A 12040-nucleotide genomic window follows, 5' to 3' on the forward strand; every position below is an offset into this window, starting at 1 on the left:
AACTCTTCAAATCAAAATCAACACTCATTACCATCGCGGGGTGGAGCAGCCCGGTAGCTCGTCAGGCTCATAACCTGAAGGCCGTAGGTTCAAATCCTACCCCCGCAACCATGAATCCCGTTTAATATCAAATACTTAGGCCGCCTCATGGGCGGCCTTTTGCGTTTCTGCTCCGCGCGCAGGATGCGTATAGGATGCAAATGGGAGTGAAACTCCAGCGTAGATAGGACTGAAATCGGGGCGTTTCACGATGGCGTGATCTTTGTCGGCAGCCTTATCGATCAGTGGAAATTACGCGATCTGACGACGATGCGCTCACCGGCGGAATCGCTGTCATGGGTGCTCTCAGCAGAGGAGCGATTACCGATGTCTGCGAGCAACCCGGAAAGGTCGGTGATCTCTTTTGCTACCAGATGCACGACGTCACCTTCCTTCTGGAGCATGCCCGTCACCGCCAGCATCTGCCCACCAAGCACCACGCGCCGGTTTGCATCGAACATATCCGGCCAGATGATGACGTTCATGTTGGCTGTCTCGTCCTCCAGCGTCATGAACACCACGCCTTCGGCAGACCCTGGTCGCTGCCGAACCAGCACCAGCCCTGCCACGGTGAGACGCTTCCCATCCTTTGCCGCCAGCGCCTGCCGACAGGTGACGATGTCCCGTTCTCGCAGATCCCTGCGAAGAAATGCGAGGGGATGGTCCCGCAGGGTCAGGCCAAGCCGGTTATAGTCCCGCACTACCTCGGCGCCATCCCGCATGGGCTGCAGCAACACATCCGGCTCCTCCGCTTCACGCGTTACTTCCGCAGCCGCAAACAGGGGCAGGGGTTCATCGCGCAGAGCTTTGATCGCCCAGAGCGCCTCGCGCCGTGTCAGCCCGAGCGAAGGGCGGAACGCGTCCGCTTCGGCCAGATGGGTCAGGGCTGCCGACTTCACGCCAGCCCGACGCCACAGATCATCAATGGATGTAAAGGGACGGGAGGCTCGTGCGGCAACAATCCGGGCCGCATCGTCATTGGCCAGGCCCTTGACCAGACTGATGCCCAGCCGCACGGCGAAGCGACCCTCCGGTGTTTCCGGCCCTTCCAGTGTGCTGTCCCAGCGTGAAGCATTCACGCAGACAGGCCTGACCTCCACGCCGTGTTCCCGCGCATCGCGGACCAGTTGTGCCGGCGCATAGAACCCCATCGGCTGGCTGTTCAGGAGTGAGGTCAGAAACACATCCGGATGGGTGCATTTCATCCATGACGACGAGTAGGCCAGAATGGCGAAACTGGCCGCGTGGCTCTCGGGAAATCCGTAAGAACCGAAGCCTTCCAGTTGCTGATAGATCCGCTCGGCGAATTCCTCATCATACCCATTGGCGCGCATGCCTTCGATCAGGCGTGTCTGAAACTGCGAGACGGTACCGGTATTCTTGAAAGTCGCCATCGCGCGACGCAACTGATCGGCCTCGGCGGCGGTAAACCCTGCACAGATCATGGCGACCTGCATCGCCTGTTCCTGAAACAACGGGATACCGAGCGTCTTTTTCAGAACCTTTTCCAGTTCAGGTGTCGGATAGTTTTCCGGTTCGATCCCTTCGCGCCTGCGGAGATAGGGATGGACCATATCCCCCTGTATAGGGCCGGGACGCACGATCGCGACCTCAATGACGAGATCATAGAACACACGCGGCTTCAGGCGCGGCAGGATGGACATCTGCGCGCGGGATTCAATTTGGAACACGCCGATCGTGTCGGCCTTGCGGATCATGGCGTAGGTGCGCGGATCCTCGGCCGGGAGGGCCTGGAGCGTAAAGTGTTGGCCTTTGTGCGCCGCCAGCAGGTCCAGACCTTTCTTCATGCAGGTCAGCATGCCAAGGGCCAGAATATCGACCTTCATGAATTTCAGGACGTCGATATCATCCTTGTCCCATTCGATGATCTGGCGCTGCTCCATCGACGCAGGCTCAATGGGCACAAGCTCATCCAGCCGGTCATGCGTCAGCACAAATCCCCCGGGATGCTGTGACAGATGACGGGGTACGCCGATCAGGCAGCGGGCCAGATCAAGCGTCAGGCGGATACGGCGGTCTGACAGATCAATGCCACTATCAGTCAGGGCGTCATCGTCCAGCCTGTGGCCCCAACCATGAGTCTGGCCCGAGAGCGTGCGGATCAGGTCTTCCGGCAGGCCCATGACCTTGCCAACATCCCGCAAAGCCCCTTTGGCGCGATAGCGGATCACCACGGCTGTCAGGGCCGCGCGGTCACGTCCGTAATGCTCATACACCCACTGGATGACCTGCTCGCGCCGTGCATGCTCGAAATCCACGTCGATGTCCGGCGGCTCGCCCCGCTCTTCGGAGACGAAGCGCTCGAACAGCAGCGAATTACGGGCGGGGTCGATGGCTGTGATGCCGAGCACGTAGCAGACGGCAGAATTGGCCGCCGAGCCGCGTCCCTGACAGAGAATATCCTGAGAGCGGGCATAGCGGACAATGCTGTTCACGGTCAGGAAATAGGGCGCGTAGGCCATGCGCCCGATCAGGCCGAGTTCATGGCGGAGCGTTTCCGCCACGTCATCCGGTACGCCATCCGGATAGACGGAACGGGCGCCCTCCCAGGTCAGCGCCTCCAGCGCCTGCTGGGGTGTCTGGCCAGGTACGGAGACTTCATCAGGATACTGGTAGGCCAGATCATCGAGCGAGAAGCGGCAGCGCTCCACGATATCCATGGTGCGGGCGGCGGCTTCAGGGTAACGGCTGAACAGCCGGGCCATTTCCTGTGGCGGTTTGAGATAGCGGTCCGCGTGACGCTCGCGGACGAACCCGGCCTCGTCGATGGTGGTGTTATGCCGGATGCAGGTGACGACATCCTGAAGGATGCGCCGGTCGTGGGTATGGAACAGCACGTCATTGGTCACAACGGTTGGCACCCGTGCCTGATGCGCCAGGTTGGCAAGCTCATACAGCCGCATCGGGTCATTGGGACGGCGTAGCAGGGTGAGCGCCATATAGGCACGGTCAGCAAAGGCGTCCTTCAGCTTGCGCAGATGCAGACCGCAGGCATCATCCGCCGTGTCGGGGATCAGGACAACGATCAGGCCTTCACCCCAGGTGACGAGATCCTCCCAGAGCAGATGGCATTTCCCTTTGCCAGCGCGCGCCTTACCGATGGTGAGCAGACGACACAACCGGCCATAGGCGGCCCGGTCCGTCGGGTAGACCAACACGGGCGGAAAATCCGCCAGATCGAGACGGCATCCCACGACAAGCCGGAGCCCCGCCTGTTTCGCCGCCACATGCGCCTGTACCATGCCGGCCAGAGAATTGCGGTCGCAGATACCGAGCGCCTCCATACCAAGTGCCTTGGCCTGTTCGAACAGTTCGATCGGGGAGGATGCCCCGCGCAGGAACGAGAAATAGGTCGTGACCTGTAGTTCGGTATAACGCGGTGCGGATATGGTCATCCGAAGATTCCGTGCAAGAACCAGCCCTGCGAGCCGGTCTCGCCATGCTCGCCATCACCCGCCCGGTAGAGCCAGAAGCGCTCTCCAGACGTGTCCTCCACCCGGAAGTAATCCCGGGCGATGGTCAGTTCAGCATCATTCTTCCACCATTCACCAAAGACCCGCTCCGGGCCGTCAGCGCATTTCACTTTCCGCCGCACCCCTCGCCAGATGAAGAACAGCGGCGGCTGGTCCGGCAGTTCCGCCATGGCCTGCACCGGCTCAGGTCGTGCGAGCAGGCGCGTCGGACGCGGCCAGTGATCCGGCCAGTCCTTCGTCTCCTCGGGGGCCAGAGCGGGCACGCGGCAGAAGGAGCGTTCGGGCAGATCACTTTCCACCGGGGCAAACCGATAGAGCGCCTGCATACCCACACGGTTGGCCAGTGTGTCGACCAGATCAGACACATCGGTCTCTTCCTCGGCAATCAGGGAGGAGACCGTCTGCCGCCGGTCCATGGGTTCCGCCTGTGACGCGATCAGCACCATGCGCTCGATGCCGAAGCCCGGATTGATCGTTTCAATTTTCTCGCACAGCAGCCGCGTCAGACGTTTCACGTCCCGTACGGGCATGGCGGTCGCCACACGGATCGCTTCGGTGCGACTGTCCACGCGATGCAGCAGCAGGTCGAGGCGGCGCACGCCCTGTCCACGTTCGTCCAGCCCCTGGCAGAGCAGCGGCACCAGCTTGCCGATATAGCGCGCGATGGTCTCAGCAGCGCCGATGGGTTCGGCAAAGTTCCGGCTGACCTCGACTGGATCGACGGGACGGACCGGAAGGATGGCTTCCCCGATGCGTCCAAAGGCCTGATCCAGCCTGCGGGCGATATCAGGACCGAACCGCAGCGCTAGGGGTGCCCGTGGCATGGCGGCCAGTGGTCCGATGCGCGACACACCCAGCGTGGCCAGACCTTCGATAATGGTGGGGGGCAGGCGCAGCGCCTCAAGGGGAAGATCGGCCAGTGCCTTTGACGCATCACCGGCCTGCACAACGGCAATCGGTGCCCGGCCATAGCGGGCGATGGCGTGCGCAGCGCCCCACGTCTCCGCCACCACGGCCTTTGCCCGGAACCCGGCGCCCGCCATGCGATGAACCATGTCCTTGAGCATGGGAAGTTCACCGCCATGCAGGTGATCCGCCCCGGTCGTGTCCAGAACCAGCCCGTCCGGAGCATCGACGGCCACGATGGGCGCGATACGGTGCTGGAACCACAGGGCCAGCTTCTCCAGTCCCAGCCGGTCACCCTCGGGATCGGCATCCATCAGCACCAGATCGGGATACAGCGCCTGCGCCTTGGCGACCGGCGTGCCGGGACGCAGCCCCAGCTTGCGGGCGGCCAGATCAACAGACAGCACAACCCGCCGCCGTCCTTCCCGTCCGACAAGGGCCAACGGCGTTTCAGGCGCGGGCGCGTCTTTGCCCAGCCGCTTCCTGATCCGATCCGTCGGCCAGAGCGGCAGGTAAAGAGAGACGACCCTTGCCATCACAGGCCTCCACTTCAAAATCGGCACATTCGCCTGCGCGGGCACGGATCAGTTCCAGCAGCCAGCGCGGTCTTCCGACGCCGGGGACCGGCAGCGGCGCGGATGGCAGGACGGAAACCCGCCAGCGCGTCACACTGGCGGTTGGCTGGCCGAAATCTGCCGCATCTGTCTGCCGCCGCCAGCGTCTTATCGCGATGCCCAGGGAACCGGACGTCTCGGCGGCCAGTTGCAGGCGGCGTGAGGCGGTCATGGACAGGCGGGCGACCTCGGCCACAACGGCCCCGAGGCCGCCATGTCGCAGCCCTTCCTCGAAACAGGCCAGCACATCGACGTCTGAACTGGCCTCGACAAAGATCGTTCGCCGTGCTGACAGCCCGACCTGTTTCAGGGAGGGAGCGAACACATCCTGACGGGTGACGATCCAGAGAACCTTGCCGCGCGTGCGGGCCGCAATCCCGGCGCAGAACTGACCGGCCGCCGCACTGTGCAGGGCGTCATTGCCTCCACCTGCCACTTCATGCAGGGCTCCCAGCGCCAGACCGCCGCCCGGCAGTCGGCCGTCGATCTCGCGCACGCCAAAGGGCAGCATCTTGCGGCGTCGGTCACTATGACCTTCGAGACGGCTGATCGCAGCCCGCAGGGTCTCCAGTCCCGGTTTTTTGTGGGTTTCAGCGGTCATGTCACGGTTCGATGTCCCTTGTGCAGCTGCATTTCATGATTATATGTTCGTGATTTGTTCTGATCATGCTACGCAAGTCAATGCAAATTCGCTCTGTATCCGGCATGCTGCTGTCCAATGTTGGTTCGGTATCGTTGATGAAAGTGCGCTAAAGAATTGAATTCAGAGACTTCTCCTGCCCCGGATCGCGACGATTATCTGTCCCGTCTGAATGACCCCCAGCGACAGGCGGTCACGCATGGGATCGGAGACTCGCCAGGCGTCGCGGATTCATCCCCGCTGCTGGTCATCGCTGGCGCCGGTTCAGGCAAGACCAACACGCTGGCCCACCGGGTCGCGCATCTGATCGCCTCGAGCGCTGATCCGCGCCGCATCCTGCTGCTGACCTTCTCGCGGCGAGCCAGTGTGGAGATGACGCGCCGGGTGGAGCGCATCTGCAAAACGGTGCTCGGCGACAAGACCGGACCTCTGGTTGACGCGCTGGCCTGGGCCGGGACGTTTCATTCCATTGGTGCGCGGCTGCTGCGGGAGTATGCCCAGCAGATCGGCATGGATCCGGCCTTCTCGATCCATGACCGGGAAGATTCCGCTGACCTGATGAATCTGATCCGGCATGATCTGGGGTTTTCGAAAACCGAGAAGCGGTTCCCCGGCAAGGGCACGTGCCTTGCCATTTATTCCCGTGTGGTGAATTCCGGCACGCCGCTCGCCGATATGCTGCTGAAGCATTATCCGTGGTGCGCGGGCTGGGAAGCCCAGCTCAAACAGCTCTTTGCAGGCTATGTCACCGCGAAGCAGGAACAGGGCGTGCTGGATTACGACGATCTGCTGCTGTGCTGGGCGCAGATGACCAGCGACCCGGTTCTGGCCGCTGATATCGGCGGCAAATGGGATCATGTGCTGGTCGATGAGTATCAGGACACCAACCGGCTGCAGGCGGACATTTTGATGGGCATGAAGCCCGACGGTCGAGGCCTGACGGTGGTGGGTGATGACGCGCAGAGCATCTATGCCTTCCGGGCCGCGACCGTGCGCAACATCCTCGATTTTCCAGCGTCTTTCGATCCCCCGGCGCGCATCGTGACGTTGGATCGGAACTATCGTTCGACGAAACCCATTCTGGATGCGGCCAATGCCGTGATCGGTGAGGCGGCCGAGCGGTTCACCAAGGATCTGTGGACCGAACGGACTTCGGAGGAAAAGCCGCGACTGGTCACCATCTGGGACGACACGGCGCAGGCCAACTACATCGCCGATCGGGTGCTGGAAGAGCGGGAGGCGGGAACACCGATGAAGCAGCAGGCCGTGCTGTTCCGGGCTTCGCACCATAGCGGCACGCTGGAGGTGGAACTGACCCGGCGCAATATTCCGTTCGTGAAGTTCGGTGGCCTCAAATTTCTCGACAGCGCGCATGTGAAAGATGTGCTGGCGCTATTGCGTTTTGCCCAGAACCCACGCGACCGCATCGCGGGCTTTCGGGTGTTGCAGCTTCTCCCCGGCGTGGGGCCGGGTTCGGCCCGACGCGTGCTGGATACGATGGGCGAGAGTGCGCATCCGTTCGAGGCGCTGAAGGATGTGAAAGCGCCGCAGCGCAGTGGCGAGGCCTGGACGGGGTTTGTGAATCTGCTGACAGCTCTCGGCAGCCATCAGGTCGGTTGGCCGGGCGAGATCGCGGCTGTGCGGTACTGGTATGAGCCGCATCTGGAGCGGCTGCATGAGGACGCCTCCACGCGGCTGGCCGATCTGGTGCAGCTTGAGCAGATCGCCGGGGGGTATCCGTCACGAGAGAAGTTTCTGACCGAACTGACGCTGGATCCGCCGGATGCCACATCCGACCAGGCCGGCGTGCCGTTGCTGGATGAAGACTATCTGATCCTCTCCACCATTCATTCCGCCAAGGGGCAGGAGTGGAAGAATGTGTTCGTCATGAACGTGGTCGATGGGTGCATTCCGTCTGATCTGGCCACTGGTGAGAAGGACGACATCGAGGAGGAGCGCCGGCTGTTCTATGTGGCTATGACACGGGCGAAGGACAGTCTCGATATCATGGTACCGCAGCGTTTTTACGTGCATGGCCAGCACAGCCGGGGCGACCGGCATGTCTATGCCTCGCGGACGCGCTTCATCGACCGGGACATGCTGCCTTTGTTCCAGTCCATGGCCTGGCCGGTCGTGAAACCGGAAGAGCAGGCCCGGCAGAAGGCGGTGCAGTCCGTGCGGATCGACATGGCAGCCCGTCTGCGCGGCATGTGGTCGTAAGGGAGCAGACAGATGTGCAATCTCTATTCCATGACTTCCAACCCACAGGCGATCAAGGACGTTGCAAAAGTCCTCGAGGATCGCACGGGGAATCTCCAGCCATTGCCCGAGATTTACCCGAACACGATGGCACCGGTTGTGCGGAATGGAGACAATGGCCGTGAACTGGTCATGGCGCGCTGGGGCATGCCGACACCGCCCGGTTACCTGAAAGGCCATAAAGTGGATCGCGGTATGACCAATATCCGCAATCCGACCTCGACATGGTGGAAGCGCTGGGAAGGGGTGGCGCATCGCTGTCTAGTGCCGCTGACCGCCTTTTCGGAACCGGAGCGTTTGCCTAATGGCAAATCACGGCCTGCGTGGTTTGTCCGCAGCGACGGTGAGCCGCTGGCTTTCTTTGCCGGGATCTGGTGCCGGTGGACGTCGGTGCGGAAACTGGCGGACGGGGAGACGACGGATGACCTGTTCGGTTTTCTGACCACTGAGGCCAACCGGGAAGTGGGCGCGGTTCATCCGAAGGCCATGCCTGTGATCCTGACGCAGCCGGATGAACTGGATGTGTGGATGAATGCGCCAGCGGAGGAGGCTCTGCAGCTTCAGCGGCCTCTGCCAGATGATCTGTTGGTCCGTGTTGAAGTCCGGCGTTCTTTGGAATGACGGCCATGAAGGCGAAAGATTACTTGCCGCTTTCGCCTCATCCCGGTCATTCGATGACTAATCGTACGGTTGGCAAAGCAGATAGATATCATTTCCCAATATCACTTGACCCGCAGGCGATATTTAACTTGGTGAGTAGTACACCTCTGTCCCGGATAGGTTTTTATCTGGGACAGGGCGCAGCATTCGCCTAATCTTTAGGCAACGCGGATCAGCTTGCGGTTGATAAACTCCTCGATGCCCAGGAAAGACAGTTCGCGACCAAAACCCGAATTTTTGATCCCGCCAAAGGGCAGTTCAGGCGCTGCAGCCGTTGCGGTGTTGATGAACATCATGCCGGTCTCGACCTGTTCCGCCACTTTTTCGGCGCGAGCAAGGTCGCGGGAGAACACGGACCCGCCGAGACCATAGGGGGAATCATTGGCCAGTTCGATGGCTTCATGCTCTGACGCGACCTTGTGCACGACCGCAACGGGGCCGAAAATCTCCTGATAGAAGACCGGATTGTCTTTGGAGACATTCGTCAGGATAGTCGGCTCCATGAAGAACCCCTTGCGATCCATCCGCTTGCCGCCAACCACCAGAGTTGCCCCTGCCTTAACGGCTTCGTCAGTCTGCGCCAGCGCAGTGTCCAGCGCCTTTTTGCTGCTCATCGGGCCATGGGTGGTGCCCTCAGTCAGCGGATCGCCGATGCGGAACTGCGTGATCGCCTTTTTCAGACCGGTGAGGAAGGCGTCATAGACCTTCTCATGCACGATCATCCGCTTGGCCGCCGTGCAGACCTGCCCGTTATTGGCGAAGCGACCCCATGTCGCCCATTTGACCGCCAGTTCAAGGTCCGCATCATCCAGCACGACGAAGGCGTCACTGCCACCCAGTTCCATCGTGTCCTTCTTCAGCGCCGCCCCCGCTTCGGCCGCGACCGCCTGGCCGGCGCGTTCGCTACCGGTCAGCGCGACGCCACGGATGCGGACATCCTTGATCAGTTCGGCTGACTGGTCGTTGTCGAGGAAGATGTTGGTATAGACGCCCACAGGCGCGCCCGCATCGTGGAACAGCTTTTCAAAGGCCAGCGCGCATTGCGGCACGTTGGGCGCGTGCTTGGCGATGACCACGTTACCTGCCATCAGGTTCGGCCCCGCTACGCGGGCAAGCTGGTAATAGGGGAAGTTCCATGGCTCGATGCAGTAGATCAGGCCAAGCGGCTGATTGATGATCTTTGCATGGCCTTCCTTGACCTTCAGATGCGTGGGAGCGAGGAATTTCTCCGCGCCATCGGCATAGAAGGAGAGAATATCGGCGGTGATGTCGATTTCCTCCAGCGCGTCCGGTAGCGCCTTGCCCATTTCGGTCGCGATCAGGCGCGCATGGGCCACACGATCGCGACGCAGCAGATCGGCGGCCTTTGACATGACGACCTTACGCTCGGCGATGTCGCATTTTTTCCAGTCGGTCTTCCACACATGGTCCGCGCGATCGACAATCGCCTTCATCTGCGCGGCGGTATGTAGTTCAAACGTGCGTTCCACGGTTTCCGTGGTCGGGTTGAGGGTTTGGTAAAAACTCATTGGTCTGTTTCCCTGTTTATTGATTATGGAACGGGTAGTCGGTGTAGCCATGCGCGCCGCCGCCATACATCGTCGCCGGGTCCAGCGAGTTGAACGGCCAGCCGTGTTCCAGCCGCGCAGGCAGGTCCGGATTGGCGATAAACTTCCGGCCAAAGCCGATCATGTCCGCCCATCCATGTGCCAGCACATGCTGGGCTTTGTGCAGGTCGTAACGTCCCGCGCACAGGATGCGGCCGTCGAAGATGTCGCGCACACTGGCTCGGAAGGTGTCCGGCATTTCCGGCGCATTATCCCAGTCGGCTTCGGCGAGCGAGACATAGGCGATGCCCGCATCCGCCAGCACGCGCACGGCCTGCGTGTAGGTCTCCGCCGGATTGTCCTCCAGCAGGCCAAGATAGACACGCTCTTCCGTGGTCGTGCCGAACAGTGGGAAAATCGCACGCCCAGCCTGTCGGGCGTAACCACGGCGGAGACGGCTTCGACCACCTCGCGCAGGAAGCGCAGGCGGTTGGACAGGCTGCCGCCATAAGCATCGGTACGGAAATTGGCGCGTTCGGATAGGAACTGGTTGATCAGGTAACCATTGGCGGCGTGAATCTCCACACCATCAAACCCGGCGGACAGTGCATTGCGTGCCGCCTGTGCATACATCTCCACCAGTTCATGGATTTCGGGAATGGAAAGTGCGCGCGGCATGTCGGGTGGGACCAGCTTTCCCGTGCCCGGTCCCGTGGGGATGAACACGTTCACGCCTGTTGCCGCAACCGCCGACGGGGCGATCGGCGCCTCATGACTAGGTTGCAAAGCGCGGTGGGACACGCGGCCGACATGCCACAACTGTGCAAAGATGGGCTGCCGCTTTGCGTGTACCGCATTGGTGACCAGTTTCCAGCCCGCGACCTGTTCAGGGGAGTAGATGCCCGGTGTCCAGGCATAGCCCTGTCCGCGGGGTTCGATCTGCGTGCCCTCGGTAATCAGGAACCCCGCCTGTGTGCGCTGCGCGTAATATTCGGCCATCAGCGTGTTGGTGATGTCCCCGGGTTGCGTGCTGCGGCAGCGTGTCAGGGGTGGCAGGAAGATCCGGTTTTCAAGGGACAAATCGCCCAGCCGCACAGGATCGAATAAAGAAGACGAAGACATGATCAACCTTGTTCACAAATGCAGGACATCCGTCCGGCCCGCGTGTAAACATTGACCCACCCTCTGGTGTGCGCAAGAACGCACATAAACCGCCACTAGTGTCAGGAATGATACCATGCCCCGCATTCGTCACACCACGCTGGCCTGTAGCCCCGGCTGCACGGTGGAAGCCACGCTCGAACTGTTTGGGGGCAAGTGGAAGGCGTTGATTCTGTATCACCTGTTCGAGGACGGGGTGCTGCGGTTTGGCGAACTGCGCCGCCGCCTGCCCAATGTCACACAGCGGATGCTGACCAACCAGTTGCGCGAACTCGAGGCAGACGGCCTGGTGTCACGCACCGTCTTCCCCGAGGTACCACCGCATGTGGAATACGCCCTGACCGATCTGGGCAAAACCCTGAAACCAGTTATTCAGGCACTCAAAACATGGGGAGATCGGTATGCGCATTCTCTCCAGCGGAACAAAGCTGGTGATTGAGATTGACCGCTAAGCATTATGGACAATTCCTGCAGCAACATACCTGTCAGTATAGCAGAAGCAGAGCGGACGGGCAGCAGTCGCCTTCATCCCGGTCATAAGCGGGGCTATTCGACTTTCCGGAAAGCGGACATGAGTATCTTAAACCTCGCCAGGCCTTGCGATTATCCGCATTGACGTGAGATGCTGTTACAATCAGTGTCAAGAGCGAATATAATTGTAGCTTCTGGACTGATGACCGACCTTATTCGAGACCTTATCCTTCGCTGGCGTGATGATCC

General features: G+C 61.1%; 7 protein-coding genes, 1 tRNA gene and 1 pseudogene. 4 read left to right on the top strand and 5 right to left on the bottom strand.

Annotated elements, in window-relative coordinates; all coding sequences use genetic code 11:
- Nucleotides 1-34 precede the first annotated feature (34 nt).
- Nucleotides 35-111 (top strand) — tRNA-Met (locus GOB86_RS13380).
- Between the two features lie 170 nt (nucleotides 112-281).
- Here the strand turns inward: GOB86_RS13380 and GOB86_RS13385 are convergent.
- The 3 genes from GOB86_RS13385 to GOB86_RS13395 are packed head-to-tail and all read right to left on the bottom strand — an operon-like array spanning nucleotide 282 to nucleotide 5654.
- Nucleotides 282-3455 carry an error-prone DNA polymerase gene (locus GOB86_RS13385; protein ID WP_165993058.1) on the bottom strand — a complete coding sequence of 1058 codons (3174 nt, stop codon included), beginning with the start codon at nucleotides 3453-3455 and terminating at the stop codon, nucleotides 282-284.
- Entirely contained in the window at nucleotides 3452-4975 is a 1524-nt protein-coding gene (locus tag GOB86_RS13390; RefSeq protein WP_165993061.1) for a DUF6504 family protein, read from the bottom strand. Before GOB86_RS13390 ends, GOB86_RS13385 begins: the two co-directional genes overlap by 4 nt.
- Complete coding sequence (locus GOB86_RS13395) at nucleotides 4890-5654, bottom strand: ImuA family protein (protein WP_165993063.1); 765 nt, start codon at nucleotides 5652-5654, stop codon at nucleotides 4890-4892. The genes GOB86_RS13390 and GOB86_RS13395 overlap by 86 nt, the downstream gene beginning before the upstream one ends.
- Before the next feature lie 156 nt (nucleotides 5655-5810).
- On the opposite strand from GOB86_RS13395, the gene GOB86_RS13400 reads away from it, so the two are divergent.
- Both GOB86_RS13400 and GOB86_RS13405 read left to right on the top strand, forming a co-directional pair.
- Nucleotides 5811-7913 (top strand): ATP-dependent helicase, encoded by a 2103-nt coding sequence (locus tag GOB86_RS13400; RefSeq protein ID WP_124306688.1) that lies wholly within the window; start codon nucleotides 5811-5813, stop codon nucleotides 7911-7913.
- 12 nt (nucleotides 7914-7925) lie between these two features.
- Nucleotides 7926-8573, top strand: a complete 648-nt coding sequence (locus GOB86_RS13405; RefSeq protein WP_034927517.1) for an SOS response-associated peptidase — start codon at nucleotides 7926-7928, stop codon at nucleotides 8571-8573.
- A 197-nt stretch (nucleotides 8574-8770) separates the two neighbouring features.
- Here GOB86_RS13405 and GOB86_RS13410 read toward each other — a convergent pair whose 3' ends face one another.
- Together GOB86_RS13410 and GOB86_RS16550 are read right to left on the bottom strand one after the other, a co-directional pair.
- Complete coding sequence (locus tag GOB86_RS13410) at nucleotides 8771-10141, bottom strand: NAD-dependent succinate-semialdehyde dehydrogenase (protein ID WP_165993065.1); 1371 nt, start codon at nucleotides 10139-10141, stop codon at nucleotides 8771-8773.
- 16 nt (nucleotides 10142-10157) lie between these two features.
- Nucleotides 10158-11281, bottom strand: a pseudogene (locus tag GOB86_RS16550) (alkene reductase).
- A 115-nt stretch (nucleotides 11282-11396) separates the two neighbouring features.
- On the opposite strand from GOB86_RS16550, the gene GOB86_RS13420 reads away from it, so the two are divergent.
- A complete protein-coding gene (locus tag GOB86_RS13420) occupies nucleotides 11397-11759 on the top strand; it encodes a winged helix-turn-helix transcriptional regulator (protein ID WP_034927508.1) in 363 nt (120 codons plus the stop codon).
- The last annotated feature ends 281 nt before the right edge of the window (nucleotides 11760-12040 follow it).

The sequence above is a fragment of the Acetobacter lambici genome (genome assembly GCF_011516885.1).
GTDB lineage: Bacteria > Pseudomonadota > Alphaproteobacteria > Acetobacterales > Acetobacteraceae > Acetobacter > Acetobacter lambici.

What these genes read in the sequence shown, in the direction of transcription:
- GOB86_RS13385 (WP_165993058.1), bottom strand. Translation starts at nt 3,455, where the DNA reads ATGACCATATCCGCACCGCGTTATACCGAACTACAGGTCACGACCTAT.
- GOB86_RS13390 (WP_165993061.1), bottom strand. Translation starts at nt 4,975, where the DNA reads ATGGCAAGGGTCGTCTCTCTTTACCTGCCGCTCTGGCCGACGGATCGG.
- GOB86_RS13395 (WP_165993063.1), bottom strand. Translation starts at nt 5,654, where the DNA reads ATGACCGCTGAAACCCACAAAAAACCGGGACTGGAGACCCTGCGGGCT.
- GOB86_RS13405 (WP_034927517.1), top strand. Translation starts at nt 7,926, where the DNA reads ATGTGCAATCTCTATTCCATGACTTCCAACCCACAGGCGATCAAGGAC.
- GOB86_RS13410 (WP_165993065.1), bottom strand. Translation starts at nt 10,141, where the DNA reads ATGAGTTTTTACCAAACCCTCAACCCGACCACGGAAACCGTGGAACGC.
- GOB86_RS13420 (WP_034927508.1), top strand. Translation starts at nt 11,397, where the DNA reads ATGCCCCGCATTCGTCACACCACGCTGGCCTGTAGCCCCGGCTGCACG.